The 20,237-nt window shown below is 41.1% G+C and carries 23 protein-coding genes; 11 read left to right on the top strand and 12 right to left on the bottom strand.

The features are described from left to right. Positions 1-127 precede the first annotated feature (127 nt). From P6709_RS16935 to P6709_RS16925, 3 genes are all read right to left on the bottom strand, one after another. Complete coding sequence (locus P6709_RS16935) at positions 128-1,681, bottom strand: fatty acid--CoA ligase family protein (RefSeq protein ID WP_278242113.1); 1,554 nt, start codon at positions 1,679-1,681, stop codon at positions 128-130. A gap of 266 nt (positions 1,682-1,947) precedes the next feature. After that, positions 1,948-2,937: a lipoate--protein ligase gene (locus tag P6709_RS16930; protein ID WP_278242112.1), complete on the bottom strand. Its 990-nt coding sequence runs from the start codon at positions 2,935-2,937 to the stop codon at positions 1,948-1,950. Next, complete coding sequence (locus P6709_RS16925; RefSeq protein WP_278242111.1) at positions 2,921-3,688, bottom strand: MBL fold metallo-hydrolase; 768 nt, start codon at positions 3,686-3,688, stop codon at positions 2,921-2,923. The genes P6709_RS16930 and P6709_RS16925 overlap by 17 nt, the downstream gene beginning before the upstream one ends. A gap of 181 nt (positions 3,689-3,869) precedes the next feature. On the opposite strand from P6709_RS16925, the gene yhfH reads away from it, so the two are divergent. Together yhfH and P6709_RS16915 are read left to right on the top strand one after the other, a co-directional pair. After that, entirely contained in the window at positions 3,870-3,998 is a 129-nt protein-coding gene (yhfH, locus tag P6709_RS16920; protein ID WP_278242110.1) for a protein YhfH, read from the top strand. Positions 3,999-4,227: 229 nt separating this feature from the next. Beyond that, positions 4,228-4,845 (top strand): acetate uptake transporter, encoded by a 618-nt coding sequence (locus P6709_RS16915; RefSeq protein ID WP_278242109.1) that lies wholly within the window; start codon positions 4,228-4,230, stop codon positions 4,843-4,845. Positions 4,846-5,042: 197 nt separating this feature from the next. On the opposite strand, the gene hemY is transcribed toward P6709_RS16915, so the two are convergent. From hemY to hemE, 3 genes are all read right to left on the bottom strand, one after another. Next, positions 5,043-6,461 carry a protoporphyrinogen oxidase gene (hemY, locus tag P6709_RS16910; protein WP_278242108.1) on the bottom strand — a complete coding sequence of 473 codons (1,419 nt, stop codon included), beginning with the start codon at positions 6,459-6,461 and terminating at the stop codon, positions 5,043-5,045. Between the two features lie 36 nt (positions 6,462-6,497). Then, entirely contained in the window at positions 6,498-7,424 is a 927-nt protein-coding gene (gene hemH, locus P6709_RS16905; RefSeq protein ID WP_278242107.1) for a ferrochelatase, read from the bottom strand. An 86-nt stretch (positions 7,425-7,510) separates the two neighbouring features. After that, on the bottom strand, positions 7,511-8,542 hold the full coding sequence (hemE, locus tag P6709_RS16900) for a uroporphyrinogen decarboxylase (RefSeq protein ID WP_278242106.1): 1,032 nt from the start codon (positions 8,540-8,542) through the stop codon (positions 7,511-7,513). Positions 8,543-8,782: 240 nt separating this feature from the next. On the opposite strand from hemE, the gene P6709_RS16895 reads away from it, so the two are divergent. Continuing rightward, positions 8,783-9,292: an antibiotic biosynthesis monooxygenase family protein gene (locus P6709_RS16895; RefSeq protein ID WP_278242105.1), complete on the top strand. Its 510-nt coding sequence runs from the start codon at positions 8,783-8,785 to the stop codon at positions 9,290-9,292. Between the two features lie 439 nt (positions 9,293-9,731). After that, positions 9,732-10,859, top strand: a complete 1,128-nt coding sequence (locus tag P6709_RS16890) for a M20 family metallopeptidase (RefSeq protein ID WP_442905365.1) — start codon at positions 9,732-9,734, stop codon at positions 10,857-10,859. A 60-nt stretch (positions 10,860-10,919) separates the two neighbouring features. Here the strand turns inward: P6709_RS16890 and P6709_RS16885 are convergent, their stop codons facing one another. Then, complete coding sequence (locus tag P6709_RS16885; RefSeq protein WP_278242104.1) at positions 10,920-12,149, bottom strand: ABC transporter permease; 1,230 nt, start codon at positions 12,147-12,149, stop codon at positions 10,920-10,922. Continuing rightward, on the bottom strand, positions 12,133-12,882 hold the full coding sequence (locus P6709_RS16880) for an ABC transporter ATP-binding protein (protein WP_278242103.1): 750 nt from the start codon (positions 12,880-12,882) through the stop codon (positions 12,133-12,135). The genes P6709_RS16885 and P6709_RS16880 overlap by 17 nt, the downstream gene beginning before the upstream one ends. A 147-nt stretch (positions 12,883-13,029) precedes the next feature. On the opposite strand from P6709_RS16880, the gene P6709_RS16875 reads away from it, so the two are divergent. From P6709_RS16875 to P6709_RS16850, 6 genes are all read left to right on the top strand, one after another. After that, on the top strand, positions 13,030-13,455 hold the full coding sequence (locus P6709_RS16875; protein ID WP_278242102.1) for an HIT family protein: 426 nt from the start codon (positions 13,030-13,032) through the stop codon (positions 13,453-13,455). Between the two features lie 109 nt (positions 13,456-13,564). Continuing rightward, entirely contained in the window at positions 13,565-14,083 is a 519-nt protein-coding gene (locus P6709_RS16870; RefSeq protein ID WP_278242101.1) for a tryptophan transporter, read from the top strand. Between the two features lie 327 nt (positions 14,084-14,410). Beyond that, entirely contained in the window at positions 14,411-14,788 is a 378-nt protein-coding gene (locus P6709_RS16865; RefSeq protein WP_278242100.1) for a YtxH domain-containing protein, read from the top strand. 299 nt (positions 14,789-15,087) lie between these two features. Continuing rightward, positions 15,088-15,687, top strand: a complete 600-nt coding sequence (locus P6709_RS16860; RefSeq protein ID WP_278242099.1) for an HTH-type transcriptional regulator Hpr — start codon at positions 15,088-15,090, stop codon at positions 15,685-15,687. Between the two features lie 351 nt (positions 15,688-16,038). After that, positions 16,039-16,599: a DUF3267 domain-containing protein gene (locus P6709_RS16855; RefSeq protein WP_278242098.1), complete on the top strand. Its 561-nt coding sequence runs from the start codon at positions 16,039-16,041 to the stop codon at positions 16,597-16,599. 146 nt (positions 16,600-16,745) lie between these two features. Further along, complete coding sequence (locus P6709_RS16850) at positions 16,746-16,934, top strand: hypothetical protein (protein WP_278242097.1); 189 nt, start codon at positions 16,746-16,748, stop codon at positions 16,932-16,934. Between the two features lie 50 nt (positions 16,935-16,984). Here the strand turns inward: P6709_RS16850 and P6709_RS16845 are convergent, their stop codons facing one another. Together P6709_RS16845 and P6709_RS16840 are read right to left on the bottom strand one after the other, a co-directional pair. Then, positions 16,985-17,071: a YjcZ family sporulation protein gene (locus tag P6709_RS16845; RefSeq protein WP_084215586.1), complete on the bottom strand. Its 87-nt coding sequence runs from the start codon at positions 17,069-17,071 to the stop codon at positions 16,985-16,987. A gap of 31 nt (positions 17,072-17,102) precedes the next feature. Continuing rightward, entirely contained in the window at positions 17,103-17,186 is an 84-nt protein-coding gene (locus P6709_RS16840; RefSeq protein ID WP_041058971.1) for a YjcZ family sporulation protein, read from the bottom strand. Between the two features lie 222 nt (positions 17,187-17,408). On the opposite strand from P6709_RS16840, the gene P6709_RS16835 reads away from it, so the two are divergent. Then, complete coding sequence (locus P6709_RS16835) at positions 17,409-18,338, top strand: peptidylprolyl isomerase (RefSeq protein ID WP_278242096.1); 930 nt, start codon at positions 17,409-17,411, stop codon at positions 18,336-18,338. 197 nt (positions 18,339-18,535) lie between these two features. Here P6709_RS16835 and P6709_RS16830 read toward each other — a convergent pair whose 3' ends face one another. Both P6709_RS16830 and yhaM read right to left on the bottom strand, forming a co-directional pair. Continuing rightward, a complete protein-coding gene (locus P6709_RS16830; protein ID WP_278242095.1) occupies positions 18,536-18,718 on the bottom strand; it encodes a sporulation YhaL family protein in 183 nt (60 codons plus the stop codon). A 92-nt stretch (positions 18,719-18,810) separates the two neighbouring features. Next, the gene (gene yhaM, locus P6709_RS16825) at positions 18,811-19,773 is read right to left on the bottom strand and encodes a 3'-5' exoribonuclease YhaM (RefSeq protein WP_442905361.1); all 963 of its coding nucleotides are present in this window, start codon (positions 19,771-19,773) and stop codon (positions 18,811-18,813) included. Positions 19,774-20,237 lie beyond the last annotated feature (464 nt).

Genomic DNA, 20,237 nt, shown 5'->3' with positions numbered 1-20,237 from the left:
TTTACAGAGCAAGGCTCTGAAAGGCTCAAGCACCAGTTCCCTGCGGAAAGGTCCGCCAGAAGCACAGCGAACTGGTCAACGAGCTTGAGACACGTGTCTCAAGCTCGTTTCATTAAAGATAGTTTTTTTAGCCCTGCTTTACTTGATCACGCAAAGCTCTTCGTAGAATTTTCCCTGTTGTATTCTTAGGTAATTCTTCAATAAATTCTACTACTGTAGGAAGTTTGTATTTAGCCAGCTGTTTTCCACAGAATTCCAGCAATTCTTCCTTTGTTAAAGAGGCGTCTTTTTTAACCACAAAGCATTGCACAGCTTCTCCATAGTCAGGATCAGGAACTCCCACAACTGCCGCTTCAACTACATTTTTGTGGGAATATAAAACCTCTTCAACTTCACGTGGGTATACATTATAACCGCCTACTAAGATCATATCTTTTTTGCGGTCTACAATAAAGAAGTATCCTTCCTCATCTTTTTTTGCTAAATCCCCTGTAAACAGCCAGCCGTCTCGTATGGCTGCCCCGGTATCTTCAGGCATTTTGTAATATCCTTTCATGACATTTGGACCGCGCACAATTAATTCGCCTACTTCTCCAGGCGGCAGCTCTTCTCCTAATTCATTAACGATTTTATTCTCCACATTTGTAATCGACGTTCCGATTGATCCTGCTTTTCTCTCTTTATCAAGCGGATTAAAACACGTAACGGGCGATGCTTCTGATAAACCGTAGCCTTCGGAAACCCTGACACTGAATTTTTCTTCAAACTGGTGCAGCAGTGCAACCGGCAGTGAAGCCCCTCCAGAAATACATAAGCGCACGGACGAAAAATCAGCTGGGTCTGCATCCGGATACTGAAGAAGAAAATTATACATAGTTGGTACCCCTGCAAAAACGGTTGCCTCATATTTTTTCGTGAGATCGAATACGTCTTTTGGGCTGAATTTCGGCACAATGATGATAGTACCTCCATTAATAAGAGGCGCATTTAACACTACTGTTAAAGCGAATACATGAAACATAGGCAGAGCGGCAATCACTTTGTCTTCACCTGTAATCGAAAGATATTCAGCAGTATCTTTTGCATTTGAATATACATTCCTATGAGTCAGCATAGCCCCTTTTGGTTTTCCAGTAGTGCCTGAAGTATACAAAATGACTGCTACATCATCCTGCACTAATTCCGGACCTTCATACACAGGCGGGTACGGGGCAAGGGCGTGGGTAAACGATGTTACTTTGCTTTTTATTTCTTCCCCAAGATTCTCAATTTGCTCCTGTGTCTGCGAGCTCGTTTCACAAATAACATAATGACTGATCTCAGGAAGAACTGCATGTGCCTTTTCAACAAGCGGAAGCAGCAGGTCTAACGCTACAACCACCTTAACATCACCATCCCGCAGGATGTATGAAATTTCATCCGGCGTGTAAATAGGATTAATGGGTACTGCCGTTGCTCCGATTCTTAGAGCTGCATAAAGGGATACAATAAAATGAGGAGAGTTGCCAAGGAGAAGACCTATATGATCCCCTTTTTTAACCCCCATTGCCTCCATACTATTTGCCATTTTGTTAACTGCTCCATTTAATTCCCCGTAAGAGGCAGTCTGTTCCATGAAATAATATGCTGCTTTATCCCCGTGCTGCATAGCATTTTCTCTCAAGCGATCTGACAAATTCATAGATCCATCCCCTTTGTTCAGTTTATGAATGATTAGTCATTCATTTTTATAGTTAAAAAAACTCCTCTGCCCCTTCGATCACCTACTGCTTATAGAACGCGGTAAATAATCGAGAATATTCTAACTAATTATAGCCAACTATGAAAAGATTATCAAGAGAGCGTTTTCATAAATTCATATAAAACAAAAGGCTGAGACAAATGTCTCAACCTCTATTAACTGATTCACTGATCTTACGCGTTTTAATCTGGCCATCTGCCTGTTATTTAATATAACAGGTCGATAAATTCTTCTCTTTCAATATTTCCAAAGTAATGCTTTAAGTCAATGTCTTTCAACGCGTCTTCAATCAAGTGCTTTTCGTAGCGGAGACCAGTAAGTCTTTTTTCAATGTCGCTTACATCTCCCACACCAAAGAAATCTCCATATATCTTGCAATTTTCAATTCTGCCTTTATCTACATCCAATCGCACATCTACGCTCCCTACCGGAAACCGGTGAGAATGCTGAAGATTGAACTTAGGTGATTTTCCATAATTCCAATCCCAGTTCTGATAACGTTCATTCGACAGCTCACGGATATTTATCCAGTCCTGATCGGTCAGTACATATTCTTTAATATTTTCTTTGCCATTAAATATATGGCGCAGAATCAGCTGTTTAAACTCTTCAATCGTTACTTTCTCTTCCATGAATTCAGAGATATTGGCCACCCGGCTGCGTATTGATTTGATGCCCTTTGATTCAATTTTATCTTTACGCACTTTTAGGGCTGATACAACATGATCAATCTCCGAATCAAACATAAGCGTGCCATGACTGAACATACGGCCCTTAGTTGAAAATTGAGCATTGCCGGAAATTTTTCGTTCACCCACTACTAAATCGTTGCGGCCTTTAAGCTCTGCTGGCACACCAATCTGATGAAGAGCTTCGACTACAGGCTCGGTGAATTTTCTGAAATTATGGAAGCTGTCTCCGTCGTCCTTAGTAATAAAGCTGAAGTTTAAATTGCCTAAATCATGATAAACAGCCCCGCCTCCTGAAAGACGGCGCACAACACGAATATTATTCTTTTCAACATAATCCGTATTTATTTCTTCAATCGTATTCTGGTTTTTACCAATAATGATAGAAGGCTCATTAATGTAGAACAGCAAAAAATCCTGATTAATATCCAGGTTTTTAAGAGCATATTCTTCTATAGCCAAATTTACCTGCGGATCCGTAATCCCTTTATTATCTATAAATAACATTTGAAGTTCCTCCTTGAGAATAGGTAATGGTCAGGCCGGATGAAGCAAGCAGAATTTGTCCATCGTATGTTTCCTTTGCTTCACTGACCAATTGATTTAAATCGCCAAAGTGAGGAAGATGGCTGAGCAAAAGGGTTTTAACTTTAGCCGCATTAGCGATCGCTGCTGCATCCTCGCTCGTCATATGACCCGCTTCTGCTGCGTTCATGCCTTTATAAAAATTACATTCCGAGATGAGTAAATCAGCGTCTTCAGCAAAAGAAATAAACTCCTCCTGATAAGCTGAATCTGCTGTAAAAACCATCGTACCATGATTACTTTTCACCTTCACAGCATAGCATGGGACAGGGTGAACTGTCCTTAAAAAAGACAAAGTAAAAGGGCCGAGGGTTAAGGTTTTTTCTGGTATGTATGCATGAGCGGTCATAAGTTTCTTATAATGAAGTGAAGCCAGACCATCTTGATCCTCTCCATGGCCGTAAGCATCTACGTGAATGTTTTTATTTTGAAGAAATTGCTGAATAAGAAGAGCATGCTGCAAAACCCCAACATCTGCAATATGGTCAGGATGATAATGTGTAATGACAACAGCATCTAATTCTTCAGGTGCTGTATATCGCTGTAGATGACTTAGAACGCCGCTTCCGCAATCCAGTAAAATGCGAAAATCATCCTGTTCAATAAGATAGCCCGAGCTTGCTTCATTCATTTTAGGATAGCCTCCCCAAAAGCCCACCACAGTAACCTTCATCTGCTTTCCCTCCCAAACATAGTAGACTATTAACTTTCTATACTATACTTCATTTGAACCATTTTTTCATTAATGGGCAATTTATTGAGGAAATAGCCTTGACGGATCACCAACTGTTATAATACAATATAGAAAATAATAAATTAGTTGTATAACAGCTAATAAGAAAGGAAGGATCATCATGCTAGAAAACGTAATGGAATTTTTCAGAAATCTGCCTCCAAAGAAATGCGTATCCTGTGGAGAAAAAATGGAAGAACAGGCTGAAGCATATGGTACGAAATGTGAAAAATGCAACGCTTCTCAATAATCACAACTCAAATTACGAAACATCCTGCTGTATAACAGATTAAATCTGTTGTAGTCAGTCAGGGTGTTTTTTTGTGTATGAATTCTCACAATAAATTAAAATTCTCTTCTGAAAACCCTTACTTTTAAAGGGAAAAATGAAAATTTCGCTTACATATTATTTATCATTGCATCCCCTCCATTTATTATGTAAATTAATCAAGTATGTATTTTAGGAGGGTTAATCGTAAATGAATCAAAACCAAGTAACACAGCGAGTTCAAATTGCTACAGCAGATCCTTCTGCTATCGGATTATTCGGTTTAGCGATGGTGACGCTCGTTGCCTCTTCTGCTAAATTAGGCTGGACTGACGGCCTTTCATTTGTTTTGCCATGGGCGATATTCCTTGGAGGATTTGCTCAGCTCTTTGCAAGCGTCCAGGACGCAAAGCATAATAACACGTTCGGCACAACGGCCTTTGGCGCCTTCGGCTTGTTCTGGCTCGGTATGGGGACCTCCTGGTTAATCGACTATGGAGTTTTCGGTGAAGCAGCGGCTGCTGCAGTAGATCCAAACCAATTAGGGATTGCCTTCATCGGTTATTTAATTTTTTCATTATTTATGACCGTTGGAGCAATGGAAACAAATAAAGTGCTTTTCTTTATCTTTGTGCTAATTGACTTTTTATTTATTGGCCTTTCCCTATCCACATTAGGAATTGCGCCTGAGGCGATGCATTTGCTGGCGGCTGTTGCTGAGCTTCTTATTGCGTTATTCAGCTTTTATGGTTCAGCTGCGGCTGTGCTCAATACTCATTTCGGCAAAATTACTCTGCCAATCGGAAAGCCGTTTGGTATTTTCAAGTAATACGCTGGTGATGACCCGGCTGCAGTTCACTAAACTTGTTTAGCCGAAAATTAAGAAAAACCGGGCGTTATTCGAACTCTGAATTGAGAATTCGATAACGCCCGGTTTTTATTTTTGAACCTTTACTTCCCTTCCTGACGGATGAAGAGTAAAACAAAACAGATCAACTGACCCGAACTTTAATAGGAGGTGTTTAATCAGCGCTCGAGATAGTCAAGGACATTGTCCGCTGCCTTTTCTCCCTGATCAATACAGTCAGGAAGCCCGATTCCATCATAGGAACCGCCTGCCAGGTAAACGCCAGGAAACGTTCGCTGCATTTCATTCCGAACGTCAGCCAGTCGTTCTCTGTGTCCTACTGTATACTGAGGCATTGCATCAATCCAGCGCGTGACAATCGTCCAATCCGGTTTTGCATCCAGGTTCATGATTCTATTTAAATCATTCAGCACAATTGCTTCGATCTGGTCATCCGCCAGGTCCACAACGGCTTCATCACCTGCTCTGCCAACGTAGCATCTCAGTAATACTTTTCCTTCCGGTACTGTATGCGGCCATTTATTGTGTGTCCACGTACAGGCAGTAATCGTATAATCACTGTTTCTAGAAACCACAAAGCCCGTTCCATCCAGCATATTCGCCACTGCGGCTTTTGGAAATGCCATCGCAACCGTTGCAACGGAGGTAGCGGGTACATCTTTAAATTGTGAAAGAAGATTTTTTTTATGAAAAATAGAGTGTGCAGCAAGATGCGGCACAGCAAATACAACGCTGTCTGCTTCTATATACTCACCGTTATTCATTTTCAGGGAGTACCTGCCTGATGGAGCGTGTTCTATGGACTCTATCTTCACGCCTTTATGGATCGCCGCATCCTGTAGCTTTTCTTCAAGTGTATCCACTAAAGATTGAAGTCCGGATGTGAGCGTCAGAAACATGCTTTTTTTCTTTTTCTTTCCATCTTGATCCACTTGTGGAGAAGGAGCAGTTTTTTTTATTCCGGCAATTAAACTTCTATGCTCCTGTTCAAGCTGATAAAACTGAGGGAAAGTAGATTTTAAGCTGATTTGATCAATATCACCTGCATAAATACCAGAAAGAAGCGGTTCAATCATATTTTCTACAATTTCATTGCCCAGACGGCGTCTGAAAAATGAGCCCAACGCCTGATCACCTGCCCCTTTTGAGCAAGGCAATACAAAGTCAGCTGCTGCCCGCAGCTTACCTGTCATAGAGACAAGGTCCGTTGTAATAAATGGTTTTATCTGCGTAGGGATGCCCATAATAGCTCCCCCTGGCATCGGGTGCAGTTTATCATTCATCAGAATAAAAGCCTGGCCGGTTGAATTAGGTACAAGGCGATCTCCCAAGCCTACATCTTGAATAAGCCTTGACATACTTTTTTTACGCTCTAAAAATGAATCCGGCCCCTTTTCAATAACAAAGCCGTCTTTATGAACGGTATGAATTTTTCCGCCAAGACGATGACTAGATTCAATCAAAGTGATTTCCAGGCCCAATCCGCGGCGCTTACTTTCCTTATCCAGTTTATACGCTGCAGTAAGGCCGGTAATGCCCCCGCCTATAATGACAACTTTTTTCTTTACTGAAGACACACTACTCATCACTTTCTGTTTCTGATTTATGTTACTTTATTTGATTAGAGCTGCTATTTTGTCAGCCATTGCATCGATAAACAAAGGCTGGGTATTCGGCATTTCCGGCCGGTAATATTTCGCACCAATTTCATCGGTTACAACCTTGCACTCATAATCATTATCATATAGCACTTCCAAATGATCCGAAACAAAACCAACAGGTGTATACACAAAGCTTGTGTACCCTTTTTCATTATGAAGGGTACGGGTTAAGTCCTGTACATCCGGACCAATCCAGGGATCAGGTGTGTTTCCTTCACTTTGCCAACCAATTTCTACATTTTCAACCTTAGCCTGTTCCGCTATTAACCGCGCTGTCTCTTTCAATTGATCAGGGTAAGGGTCGCCTCCTGCCAGGATTTTTTCCGGAAGGCTGTGGGCAGACACAATCAGGACCGCTTTTTCTTTTTCAGCATCGCTCATTTGACCAAAGACAGATTGAACTTTTTCAGACCAGTATTGAATAAACTTCGGTTCATCATACCAGCTTTCAACAGATGTAATTACCGGTCCGCCAGCTTTTTCTGCAGCTTCTTTAGCTCTTCCATTGTAGGATTTTACGCTGTATGTGGAAAAATGAGGAGCCAGCACTATAGATATAGCTTCTTCTATTCCATCTTTGTTCATTTGTTCAACGGCATCTTCTACAAATGGTTCAATATGCTTTAGTCCCAAATACATCACAAATTCAATGTCTTCCTGCCGTTCATTTAAACGCGCAGTGAGGGCTTCTGCCTGTTCCTGCGTAATTCTGGCTAATGGAGAAATGCCCCCAATTGCTTCGTAGCGTGAGCGCAAGTCCTCAAGAAGCTCTGGAGATGGCTTTCGGCCGCGGCGGATGTGTGTGTAATAGCGTTCCAGATCTTCTTCAGAATAAGGCGTACCATACGCCATGACCAATAATCCCATTTTCTTTTTCATTTTCTCACCTCATGAAGTAGTAATATCAACCTTTTATTTAACATGTTCGTTACCTATGTTCCAATATAAAAGCTCACACAATGTGTTTATTTTGCTGTATATTCGTGCACAAAGGAAGTTAAGCGTTTTAATGTATCCGGTTTAACCTCCGGAAATACTCCATGACCGAGATTAAATATGTGGCCTGGCTGCTTTAACCCCTGATCGAGAATGGGCTTTACTTTTTCTTCAATAATCGGCCAGTCGCATAAAAGAAGTGAAGGGTCTAAATTTCCCTGAACGGTTTTAGTCAATCCTTTTTCACGCGCTTCCTCAATCGACAATCTCCAGTCCAGTCCTACCACATCCAGTGGAAGATCATGCCATTCCTTCGCTAAATGTGCAGCACCAACACCATGCATAATAAGCGGCACGCCTTCAGTGCGAAGAGCCGTAAAGATCTTTTCCATTGCAGGCTTAATATACGTGCGGTAGTCCTCTACATTCATTGTGCCTACCCAGGAATCAAAGATTTGTATCGTTCCCGCTCCTGCTTTAATTTGCGCTTTCGTATACCGAATGGTCATCTCTGCAAGCTTATCCATCAGTTTGAACCAAGCTTTTGGTTCCTGATACATGAAGGCTTTCGTTTTGTGATAATTTTTAGAAGGTCCGCCTTCAATCATGTAACTGGCCAGCGTAAAAGGGGCGCCGCCAAATCCAATTAAAGGAACTGACAGCTGCTCTTTTGTTAAAAGCTTAATTGTATCAAGAACATATGGTATATCGCTTTCCGGTTCAATCATGCCGAGGTTCTCAACATCCTGAACGGTACGAATTGGGTTGTCTATTACGGGACCAATACCCGATTTAATTTCAACATCGACTCCGATGGCAGGCAGCGGGGTCATAATATCTTTATAAAGCACTGCAGCATCTACATTATAATTTTCAACAGGGAGCCGAGTGACGTACGCACAAAGCTCCGGCTGATGGGTAATTTCAAAAAGGGAGTATTTTTCTTTAATCGCGCGATATTCAGGCTGAGAACGGCCAGCTTGCCGCATATACCAAACTGGTGTATGGGACACCTCTTCTCCTCGTGCTGCACGCAAAAATGTATCATTAAATGGTTTCATTGATTTAAACATCCACCCTTCAGTTCTGTATCTTGATGTAATCAAACAACCCGTGAAGATTTCTCCGGGCTTCCGATCATTCTTTCTGCTTAATTCCCACTATAGCCCTATTAACATGTACTGTATAGCAAACAAAATAAAATGTCATAAAATCGACTCTTTTTATTCCTGGCCAAGGCACAATACTGGATTAATAGATACGCTTATGGGTAAATATGAAGTAAGAATAGGAGGGATTTTGTGAACATTTTTATGACTTTTGGAACAGAGGATTTTTTACATAAGACAATGGAAAAACACCCGGATGAAACACTGGTTCTTCTTCATGGGGAGGATACTGCATTGCTTATCCATGAAACGGAAGGAAAAACATTATTTAATGAGCCGAGAAGTTATGGAGTGTTTGAACAATCCGGCGCACTGACACAGGAAGGCTTTTTCGTATTTAATAATATTCCTGTTTCAGAAGAGGGGCGTCCCGTGTTTGAACACCGTTTCAAAAGCCGGGCAGGCTTAATTGACCAGGAGCCGGGCTTTATCGCGATTCGTGTTCTTCGTCCTTTAAACTCTGACATTTATGTAGTGCTGACTCAGTGGGACAGCGAGGATTCTTTTAAAAACTGGCAAAGCTCCCAGGCTTACAATAAAGCACACGAAAAACGGGGAACGGATCAGGGCCTCGATCACCAGAAGACGATTTTCCCACGGGCCTCATTTGTTACGAAGTATCGGGGGAAATCCGAGGAATAATTATCTTCCTTTCCACAAACAAAAAAACAGGGTACCCACTTCTATTGCGGGCGCCCTGTTTTTTTTAATCATTGCGTTTTGCATAAATCGCCGCCTGCGTTTCTCTCGCTTAATACCAGTTTGTTTAAAACGTTCCTTGTTCTTCCATTTTATAAGGGGTTTACTATGGGGGCACTGCAGGTTTCACCAGCTGTCGAGGGTAATCAGTATTTGGGAGTGGAGCATATAACTACAACCACCGCAATAAGACTGGGCCATAGACTCTCTGATCTTATATGGATCGATGAGCGAAACAGTCGATTTCTCTGCTAAAGGATGTCAAAATTATTTGAAAATGATATACTTGCAAACGTACAAGATGATTATTTCGTTATACGAAAGGAGAGTTACCGTGACCATTCAAACTCTGTATTCAAAACTTGATTCATATTATTCCAGTATGGTTGAGATCAGACGCTTTTTACATCAACATCCTGAACTTTCATTCGAAGAAAAAGAGACGGCCTCTTACATTGCAAATTTTTATAAAGAGTTGGGAGTGGAGGTTCGCACCGGTGTTGGAGGAAATGGTGTGACAGCAAAAATTGACGGAAAGAAACCTGGAAAAACGGTCGCACTGCGGGCTGACTTTGATGCTCTTCCTATCCAGGATGAAAAGGAAGTTGAGTATAAATCGAAGGTTCCCGGCAAAATGCACGCATGCGGTCACGATGGCCATACCTCCACCCTGCTCCACCTGGCAAAAGCCATATATGAGATAAAGGATGATTTAGCAGGGTCTTACGTATTTATTCACCAGCATGCTGAAGAGTATGCCCCGGGCGGAGCAAAACCTATGATTGAGGATGGCTGCCTTGATGGAGTCGATGTGGTATTCGGGACACATTTGTGGGCGATAGAACCCCTGGGCAAAATCCAATACCGCACCGGGCCTATGATGGCTGCTGCCGACCGCTTTGAAATTACCGTTCAAGGAGCCGGAGGGCACGGTGCGCAGCCGCATAAAACAAAAGATGCCATTGTAGTCGGTTCCCAGCTTGTAAGCAACTTGCAGCAAATTGTCAGCAGAAGAGTCAATCCGATTGATTCTGCAGTCGTCACGGTCGGTTCATTTGTCTCTGACAATGCCTTTAATGTTATTGCAGACTCAGCCAAATTGATCGGCACCGTCCGCACATTCAATCCAGAGGTCCGCACACAAATCGAGCAGGAAATTGAACGGGTTGTAAAAGGAACGTGTTTGTCTGCGAATTGTGAGTACCAATATGATTACTTCAGAGGCTATCCTGCTGTTGTGAACCATGCAGAAGAAACCGATCATATTATTGAACAGGCCAAGCTTGTTCCGGAGGTCACTGTAATCGAAGAAACCGAGCCGCAAATGGGCGGTGAAGACTTTGCCTATTATCTTGAGGAACGAAAAGGTGCATTCTTCTTTACAGGTGCACAGCCTGATCATGTTAAAAATCCTTATCCCCACCATCACCCGAAATTTGATTTTAATGAAAAAGCTATGCTGATTGCAGCAAAAACACTAGGTGCTGCAGCGATCAACGCACAATCTTAACTAGAGGTTAATAAGAAAAAAACGCCAGTGAATCCGCATGCGGATTACTGGCGTTTTGATTTAATTTGATGGTGTATACCACTTTTTAATTTGGTTTGGAACATACATATACATAAACACTGCGTAAAACAGCAGGAAGGCAAGAGCAACCGTACAGGCATCAAACCATTGTCCGCCCCAGGCGCTAATTAAAATAAACAATATTCCCTGTACAATAATAACAGTTGATAAAACACCTTTAAATGACTCGTTTCGATAGCCTCCCGGCAGCGGATAAAGGTCCGGCCAAATCTTGAGTTCGTGTTTTTTCAGCATGGGAATAAGCTGAAAACCGGTTAAATACAAGAATAAAACGGCCGTTGCAATCTTTATCCATATAACGTCAGAACCCGCGATGATCACAGACGCGATGATGGATAAGCGGATCCACAAGCCAAAATATTCATCTGACCGGAGGAACGTTCGAACGAATAAATAGCGGTACGTATGCTTCGCACCAAAAGGAGAACGCGCAAGAAAAGGATCGAGCCACTTTCTTCTTTTCGCTTGTCCTTTCAAATGAGGCACATCTGTAAATAAATTTGCAAAACGATAAAAACGGTGCAGCCGCTCATGCTCCAAATCAATGAGCAGTTCCCACTTTAGTGATTTTCCCATTGTTAATTTTCTAAAGGCTGTAAGATAAGCAGCCAGTATAACAGCCATCACAATTGGCACCCATGCAGAAAACTGAGCAAAAACAGTCCATAGAAATAAACAATTCAGGATCAGGCGCACAAGCAGATCTATTCTGTGGGCAGATGGCTCCTGATAGCGCAGGATGGTCCAGCGCATAAAAAGATTCCATGCTTTTAAAGCCAGTACAAGCAAAAGCAGGAGAAAGAAAACGGAAAACTCTACACCATAAACCTTAACGTACATTGGCATTGAAGCAGCCAAAGCGACAATGATGATGTAGGATTGAAAGAAAAAGCTGCTGACTACTGCACTGAGAAAATACCGTTTCATTTGGCCTTCCAAAGGCGTCAAATATACTTTATCCGGTTCCTTTAAATACGTATAGATCGGACTCATGGTGACAATGACACCAAGCAGAACGGCCATGACAGCGGCTGCGTTAAAATCATCACTAAGTGTTTCCACCCAATTGCTGTAGGCGTAGCCCCCGCCTCCTACCGCAAAAATCAGCACAAACATTAAGTGCCCGTTAAATATGTATTTTAAATATTTTTGAAGCTCACGGTTATAATCCTGAAGGCGGCTCGCCCATAGTTCATGAACGTGTTTCATGTGAATCTTCCTTTGTCAGCTGTATATAGATATCGTCTAATGTAGCTCCCGGCATCGAAAACTCCTGGCGCAAATCCTGCAGCGTCCCCTGCGCTCTGACTTCTCCATCATGCAGAATAATAAACGAATCGCAATACCGTTCTGCTGTGGCGAGAATGTGAGTAGACATTAAGATGCTCGCCCCTCCTTTTTTCATTTCTTCCATTAAATCAAGAAGCGACTGGATTGCTAGTGGATCAAGACCTACAAAAGGCTCATCAATAATATACAGACTTGGATTCGTTAAAAATGCACACATAATCATTACTTTCTGCTTCATGCCCTTAGAAAAATGAGCTGGAAACCATTTCATTTTTCCATTCATGCGGAATTTCTCCAGTAATCCGGGAATCCGCTTTTCATAGACTCCCTCTTCTATTCCGTAAGCCATTGCGGTTAATTTCAAATGTTCCTCTAACGTTAATTCATCGTACAAAATAGGAGCTTCAGGAATATAGGAAAATTTCTTTCTGTATTGATCAGGCTGGTCCTTTAATTGCAGCCCATTTATAGAAATGGATCCAGAATGCGGCTCCATAAGGCCGATAATATGTTTAATGGTCGTACTTTTCCCTGCACCATTTAAACCGATCAATCCTACGATCTGCTGTTGGTCCATTGAGAAATTTATATTATTTAATACAGGCTTTCGCGTATACCCGCCAACAAGGTCTTTAATTTCAAGAAGTGCCATCCTGTTCTTCCCCTCCACGTCTTATTACGGCTATTGTAGCAGATTTTTCCGGGCCGCGCGCAGCAGAAAACTTCGTGTGCTTGATTCTGCCAGCTGGCCATCCTTATGATAGAATAAAACCATTATACTAAAGAAAGGGTTGAAACAATGAGTGACTGTATTTTCTGCAAAATAATTGACGGAGAAATTCCCTCTTCTAAAGTTTATGAGGATGAAGATGTCTATGCATTTCTGGATATCAGCCAAGTTACAAAAGGCCATACGCTGGTCATTCCTAAATCACATAAAAAAGACATCCACGAAATGACACCGGAAATTGCCGGGAAACTGTTTTCAGTTGTACCTGAAATTACAAATGCCCTTAAACAAAGCTTTGATATTAAAGGAATTAACTTATTGAATAATAATGGAGAATATGCCGGCCAATCCGTATTCCATTTTCATCTGCACATTTTGCCAAGACATGGAGAGGAAGATGGTTTTAAGCCAGGTTGGCAAACTCATACAGAAGATTATACTGCAGACGAGTTAAAAGCCCTTGCAGCACAGCTTGCCAGTGCTATTAATAAATAATCAAATGACCTGACATCATTTTAAAATATGCTATAATAAATGTACTTTTCGCCAGCAGTCACGAGGACATGCCGGGAAAAGAAAGAGATGAGTCGAGGAGAGATGAGAAATGAACACAAGAACATTAGTCGCATTATCATTATTTGTGGGAATTGGTGCAACGCTGCATTTGCTGCTGCCTGGAACACTAAGTATGAAACCGGATATGTCATTACTGATGATGTTCCTAGGAATTCTGCTTTTCCCAGGCGTTAAAAATGTGCTTTTACTGGGGATTGCAACTGGACTGCTTTCGGGATTAACCACCACTTTTCCAGCAGGCTTTTTGCCTAACCTGATCGATAAGCCGGTATCTGCATTCGTTTTTTACGGTATGGTTCTGCTTACTGCGAAATACAGCAAAACAGTGCTTGGTGCTGCTTTACTGGCCTCTGCAGGCACTATTCTTTCAGGTATAGTCTTTCTTGGCACTGCCGCTATTCTGGTCGGCATTCCTGCACCGATTATGGCTCTGATCCTTACAGCTGTTCTGCCGGCTACCGTGTTAAACGGATTGCTGATGGGTGTTATGTATCCAGTTGCTCAATCCATTATCAAACGTTCAAGCCTGATGCAGCCGGCCACATAAATTTCTGCAAAAAAACCCGTCATTGATGGCGGGTTTTTTTTTGTTGTTTATTACCACGTAAAATAGGTTAAAGATAAGAAGAGGAGACTGGCCGCACCACAAATCACCGCGTTTCTGATCCTGATTTGTTTGGGAGGATACATAATTTTTGATTGTATTCTTAAAATTGAATTTAGTGTTAAAATAATAAAGGCAAGGGTACATAATAAAAAAAGCCATTTCATTAGCAACATGGTGAGATTCCTCCTTCCATTAAGAGGTCCTGTTCTACATTATGATTAAAACCGTACAATTAAACCGATTAAAATGATAAAGGATGTGTTATGAATGAATGTTAAATTATTGTCTTATGGAATTTTTGTGGGGTTTATAGCTGGAGCTGCAAGTACGCTGCTCTCAGCACCTCAATCCGGCAAAGAGCTGCGCGGATCCATAAAGCACACGAAAGATAACTGGTCTGATCATATGCTCGAAGTTCAAATGAATCTTCAGCAGGTGAAAGAATCCATTCAGCAGGTATCTAAAGAAGGAAAAGACTCCCTTCAATCTGTCGTAAGTGAATTAAAAGAATCTATTCAAACCTGGAAAAGCGAATCAGATCCCGCAATTAACAATCTGCAGGATGAGCTCGCAGCCATTCAGGCTACAATGGAGGAACTTGAACGCTCGCTTAATCAGGATGAAACAACCCCGCAGCCATCCTAGCTCATTGATTTTATCTCTATAGCTGTATCAGACGTTTGAATTCATTTTCAGACATCTGATACAGCTTTTTTATTTGCAGCATGCTAATAATTTATTATCGTTTATTTTTAATGGCATTACGTAATGCATCTATTAAAAATTATTAAAAAAGCCCTTTTTCTTCTGTACTAACGGCTGAAGGGTTATTTATTTGAAAATTAAATTTATTCACACCTTTTTTTATTTTTACTTTATTGCTATAATATCTTAAATGCCCTGTACTGCCGGTGCCATAATAAAGTAAAAAGTAGGTGAGCGATTTGGATGAACAACCTTTTTCCATGAAAGAAGCCATGCTTTTCAGTCAGCGTATGGCTCAGTTAAGTAAAGCTCTTTGGAAAGCGATCGAAAAAGATTGGCAAAATTGGATTAAACCCTATGATTTAAATATTAATGAGCACCACATTCTATGGATTTCCTATCATTTAAAGGGGGCGTCCATTTCAGATGTGGCGAAATTCGGCGTCATGCATGTTTCAACAGCTTTTAACTTTTCAAAAAAGCTTGAAGAACGCGGTTATCTTCAATTCTCAAAACGGGAGAATGATAAACGGAATACGTATATTCAGCTAACTGAAAAAGGCGATCAGCTGCTTCTTGATTTAATGGAAAATTATTCTCCTGATCAGCATGCGGTGTTTCTTGGTGCTTCTCCTTTACGGGAGATTTATGGCAAATTCCCTGAAATGATGGAGATGATGTCCATCATAAAAAATATTTATGGTGACGATTTTATGAAAATATTTGAAAAATCGTTTCACAACATTGAAACGGAGTTTTACGAAAAGGATGGGAAAATAAAAAAGAAAGATTCAGCATCCTCTTCTTCGCCCGTTGGAGAAATTGCCTCATCACCCTGATTTTTGTCATTATAATCTTCTTTTACAGCTTTCGTTAAGTCACCCCAGCCGGTGGCTTTTTGTTTTGCACTTTTAAACTATGGCTGCATGCTTATTGTGTCCGCCACTCTCCTTAAGTAAAACCTCTGCGGCCTCTTGTCATTTATTCCAGCTTCTATCCTGTCCCTTCCTTCTGCAGCCATAGTACCTCTGCTGATGATTAGTCTTACATTTTCAGGATCTGAATGTGAATCCTTCTCTATTAGTTTTGTAAATTTTTTAAAAAGGTATTGATTTTTATTTTTAAGGAGAGTAAAGTAACTCTCAGGTTGTAAAAATTGACGTATCGTCGAGTTTAGGAGGCGATTATAAATGCATTGCTGGAAATCAATTAATGTAAAAAAACAGTACGGATTTTATCGGATCTTTATGTTCTCTACGATCCTTGTACTGGCTGTTTTTTCACTCTTATATGTTTTTTCACAATTGATAAGCGAAACTTCACTAAAGGATCAATATTTTTTACTTTTTGTCATTGGGTTATTTATTATCTATCCATCACATAAATTATTTCATGTACTGCCTTTACTGAGCTATCTTAATGACATCATCATTAAGACCCGTTTTCAATTTTACTTTGTGCCAATTATGTCAGTGCGGGTAAAAAAACCGATTCCCAAAACGGCATTTATTTTAGCACTTGTTTCTCCATTTCTGATCATAAATACGCTTTTGCTTGCAGGTGCTTATTCATTTCCAATGTATTCACATTATTTCACAATGCTGACTGCTTACCATTGTGGAATATGTCTGGTTGATTTTTTGTATGCTAAATGCTTAGTTAAGTCACCAAAAGGGGCTTTTATAGAAGAGTACGATGACGGGTATGAGATTCTTGTTCCTGTTAAAAACCTGGAATACACAAATGTATAATCGTAAGTTCGCCCTCCATCTGCTGTTAAAAATAGTGGAATTACCGGAGGGCTTTCGTAATTCATGTTGAAAGAATAAGAGGTAAACCTGTTTTTTTATCTTATTTTTTGATATTGTAGTAGGTAGAGAATAGGAGGGGTTTGGCAATGGTCTCCGTAGCAGCGATATTTGTACTGTTTACTATCTTTATTTTATACTCCATCAACCGCATGACGAATAAGTTATGCGTACAGAAAGAAATACCTGATGAAAAGCAGCCAAAGGTATTTCGCACAATTAATATTTTAATTTTAATTCTGCTTTTATCATCTTATGTAGAAGTGTTATACACATAAAAAGGAACGGACCCTAAACGGTCCGTTCTTTTTCATTCAATCCGCTTGTTTTAGAACCAAGCTGATCCAATGATGATCAAAAGAATAAATAGCACGACAACTAATGCGAAACCGCCGTAGTATCCGCCACCTGACATAGTATTTCCTCCTTTTCAGTATTGCTTTATTTTAGAACCAAGCTGAACCTACAATAATCAGCAAAATAAAGAGCACAACGATCAGAGCGAAGCCTCCACCATAGCCGTATCCCATTTTAACCCCTCCTTCCTTTATTATTTATGCTATTCACTTCAATGAAGAATGGCATGGGCACTAGAATGGATTCTTGCATAATTGTGAAAAATAAATGAAGAATTCTTTCTACATTTATTTTTTAGAGAATTAGTGAGAAACAAGACGTACTCCGTTTTATGGAAATATGTTATAGTAAGCTTTGTAGTTAGTTTGAAAGTTAAAGTAAGGAGAGAAAATAGTATGAAGAAGTGGATTGCAACGGTTTCATTGGCAGTAGGTGTCTCAGGATTGGCAGCATGCAGTGATGAAGAAAGCGAAGTCATTGTTTCATCAGCTTCTGGAGATATCACAAAAGAAGAATTTTATCAGGAAATGAAAAGCACAGTTGGTGAACAGGCCCTGCAAATGATGGTGCTCGAAAATGTTCTTCAGGAAAAGTACCCTGTTTCAGAGGAAGAAATTGACGAAGAAATAGAATCAATGAAAGAACAATATGGTGGTGAAGAACAATTTAACGCAGTTGTTTCCCAACAAGGCCATACAGAGGAGTCTTTTCGTGAAATGCTTGTGTTGAACAAGCTTCAGGAGAATGCTTTAATTGCAGATATTGAAGTAACAGATGAAGAAATACAAGCTGAGTACGAACAAATGCAAAAAGAAGTGAGTGCTCGTCATATATTAGTTGAAGATGAAGAAACCGCACTGGAAGTAAAACAGCTTCTTGAAGACGGGGGAGATTTCACAGAGCTTGCAAAGGAGTATTCAACTGAACCGGCAGCTCAGGAATCAGGAGGGGATCTCGGTTTCTTTACAGCCGGACAAATGGACCCTGCCTTTGAAGAAGCAGCGTTTAATCTTGAACCAAATGTGATCAGTGAACCTGTTCAAACCAATTTCGGCTACCATATTATTGAAGTAACGGAAACAAGAGAAGCAGACATTGAAAGCCTCGATGAAATGCGTGACGACATTGAGCGTGATTTAAAACTTGAAAAAGTGGATCAAACACAGGTGTCCTCTATCATTCAGGGAATTATGCGTGATGCAGACATCGATGTAAAAGATGAAGAATTATCAACAGCATTCGATTCATTGCTGGCTGAGCCGGAGGAAGCTCCTGCTGAAGAGCCGGCAGAAGAAGATACTGACGAAGGTACTGACGAAGGATAGGCAGGACTGGTTAGTACAGTTCTAGTAGAGGACAAACTAACGTGAGAAAGAGGGTGAGACACAAGTGTCTCACCCTCTTTTAACTGGTTCACTGAATTTCAGGAAGACTTTTTCCGCAGAGACGGAAGCTTATGCCCCCTCGCTCTTCCGCCGCATCAGGCAGAAATCAATAAGCGTCTACATCTCTTCATTGTCCTCTATTCTTCTTCCCTATACATCAGTCTTTTCTGTTTTTCTTCAATCATTCTTTTAATATACGTTTGTCCATGTTCTTCGATCCATTCTTTTTCTACCTTTTTTTCCACATATGCTGCTCTTGCCGCCATTACTGCACTAACCGCAATCCCGCCAATAATTAAATCGATCCATATTGGAAACATAGCTGCTCCTCCTTATTCAACAATGATCTGCATCCATTGTTTCGTTGGTTATGGACAGCCTATGCAAAAAAACGGGCTAACATTCCTGCTGATTACGATTCTCTATCTTCCTCGTACATCAGCGGTTTATAAAATGAACGGTTTTCCAGTGCGAATACCCGCTCTGTATATTCTCCCGCTTTCGTACGGTTCAATACCCGGTCCATCATGTTCATTTTCGCATCGAGATTGTCGATATAATGGAGGATTTCAGCCTCTCTTAACATTGGCGGTTTTGGTGATCCCCACTCTGCTTTACCGTGATGGGACAGCACCATATGCTGAAGCATCAATACCTCTTCACCCTTCACACCAAGTTCTTCTGCCGCCTGACCAATTTCATTGATCATCAAAGTGATATGTCCTAAGAGATTGCCCTCTAATGTATAAGAAGCCGATACCGGTCCTGAGAGCTCTTCCACTTTCCCCATATCGTGCAGAATGATTCCTGCATACAGAAGATCTTTATTTAATGAAGGATAGAGTGAAGTCAAAGACTTCGCTATTTGGAGCATAGAAAGGACGTGATAAGCGAGTCCTGAAACGAATTCATGATGATTTTTAGTTGCTGCAGGATATTCCATGAATTCCTTTTGATGTTTTTTTACAAGATGTCTTGTCAATCGCTGAATTGTTGGATTCTTCATTTCAAAAATATATTGAGTCAGCTCATCCATCATCGTTTCCTTTGAGACAGGTGCAGTTTCCAGAAACTCTCCGATTGAAACCCCGTCTGATTGAGATGCAGGACGGATCTGTCGCAATCGCAGCTGATTTTTCCCTCTATAATTGTGAATTTCTCCAGTTACCTTTACGATTGTTTGCGCTGCATATTTTTTTTCATCCTCTTCACCCGCATCCCAAAGTTTAGCTTCAATATCGCCGCTTCGGTCTTGAAATATCAGGGTTAAAAAGGGCTTTCCGGTAGTGGTTACACTTTTTGTAGATTGCTTGATTAGTAAATATTGATCCACCGGATCTCCAGCGTTTAAAAAGGTGATTCCTTTCATTGTCATGCACTCTCCTTCATTCTGGGCAGACCGGGCTGACAAGCGCCCGCATTCTTCGTTGCTCCTCCCTCCGCAGATGCTCATTGCCACTTAAGGCAACTCCGCTCTGCTTCGGTCTTCGCGCCTCGACTGACAAGCGCTTTCAAACCGGTCTGCTTCGTTTGCTTCTTTTGGTTTTCTGGTATTCGTATTTTTCTTTTGAATTGGGGCAGACCGGGCTGACAAGCGCCCCCATTCTTCGTTGCTCCTCCCTCCGCAGATGCTCATTGCCACTTAAGGCAACTCTGCTCTGCTTCGGTCTTCGCGCCTGGACTGACAAGCGCTTTCAGACCGGTCTGCTTCGTTTGCTTCTTTTGGTTTTCTGTTGAGTGTATTTGCTTTTTTGGTGCAAATAAAAGGAGCAGAACAATGATTGTTGTTCTGCTATTTTCATAGATGCATTTTCAGCATCTTACCTTTTATTTGTGGAC

This window comes from Jeotgalibacillus sp. ET6 (genome assembly GCF_029667115.1).
GTDB lineage: Bacteria > Bacillota > Bacilli > Bacillales > Jeotgalibacillaceae > Jeotgalibacillus.
Note: the sequence above shows the minus strand (reverse complement) of the source record. Positions and strands in the feature narration are given on the sequence as shown.

Coding starts and splice junctions, on each gene's coding strand:
- P6709_RS16935 (WP_278242113.1), bottom strand. CDS start 1,681: ATGAATTTGTCAGATCGCTTGAGAGAAAATGCTATGCAGCACGGGGAT.
- P6709_RS16930 (WP_278242112.1), bottom strand. CDS start 2,937: ATGTTATTTATAGATAATAAAGGGATTACGGATCCGCAGGTAAATTTG.
- P6709_RS16925 (WP_278242111.1), bottom strand. CDS start 3,688: ATGAAGGTTACTGTGGTGGGCTTTTGGGGAGGCTATCCTAAAATGAAT.
- yhfH (WP_278242110.1), top strand. CDS start 3,870: ATGCTAGAAAACGTAATGGAATTTTTCAGAAATCTGCCTCCAAAGAAA.
- P6709_RS16915 (WP_278242109.1), top strand. CDS start 4,228: ATGAATCAAAACCAAGTAACACAGCGAGTTCAAATTGCTACAGCAGAT.
- hemH (WP_278242107.1), bottom strand. CDS start 7,424: ATGAAAAAGAAAATGGGATTATTGGTCATGGCGTATGGTACGCCTTAT.
- hemE (WP_278242106.1), bottom strand. CDS start 8,542: ATGAAACCATTTAATGATACATTTTTGCGTGCAGCACGAGGAGAAGAG.
- P6709_RS16890 (WP_442905365.1), top strand. CDS start 9,732: ATGGTTGAGATCAGACGCTTTTTACATCAACATCCTGAACTTTCATTC.
- P6709_RS16885 (WP_278242104.1), bottom strand. CDS start 12,149: ATGAAACACGTTCATGAACTATGGGCGAGCCGCCTTCAGGATTATAAC.
- P6709_RS16880 (WP_278242103.1), bottom strand. CDS start 12,882: ATGGCACTTCTTGAAATTAAAGACCTTGTTGGCGGGTATACGCGAAAG.
- P6709_RS16875 (WP_278242102.1), top strand. CDS start 13,030: ATGAGTGACTGTATTTTCTGCAAAATAATTGACGGAGAAATTCCCTCT.
- P6709_RS16870 (WP_278242101.1), top strand. CDS start 13,565: ATGAACACAAGAACATTAGTCGCATTATCATTATTTGTGGGAATTGGT.
- P6709_RS16865 (WP_278242100.1), top strand. CDS start 14,411: ATGAATGTTAAATTATTGTCTTATGGAATTTTTGTGGGGTTTATAGCT.
- P6709_RS16855 (WP_278242098.1), top strand. CDS start 16,039: ATGCATTGCTGGAAATCAATTAATGTAAAAAAACAGTACGGATTTTAT.
- P6709_RS16850 (WP_278242097.1), top strand. CDS start 16,746: ATGGTCTCCGTAGCAGCGATATTTGTACTGTTTACTATCTTTATTTTA.
- P6709_RS16845 (WP_084215586.1), bottom strand. CDS start 17,071: ATGTCAGGTGGCGGATACTACGGCGGTTTCGCATTAGTTGTCGTGCTA.
- P6709_RS16840 (WP_041058971.1), bottom strand. CDS start 17,186: ATGGGATACGGCTATGGTGGAGGCTTCGCTCTGATCGTTGTGCTCTTT.
- P6709_RS16835 (WP_278242096.1), top strand. CDS start 17,409: ATGAAGAAGTGGATTGCAACGGTTTCATTGGCAGTAGGTGTCTCAGGA.
- P6709_RS16830 (WP_278242095.1), bottom strand. CDS start 18,718: ATGTTTCCAATATGGATCGATTTAATTATTGGCGGGATTGCGGTTAGT.
- yhaM (WP_442905361.1), bottom strand. CDS start 19,773: ATGACAATGAAAGGAATCACCTTTTTAAACGCTGGAGATCCGGTGGAT.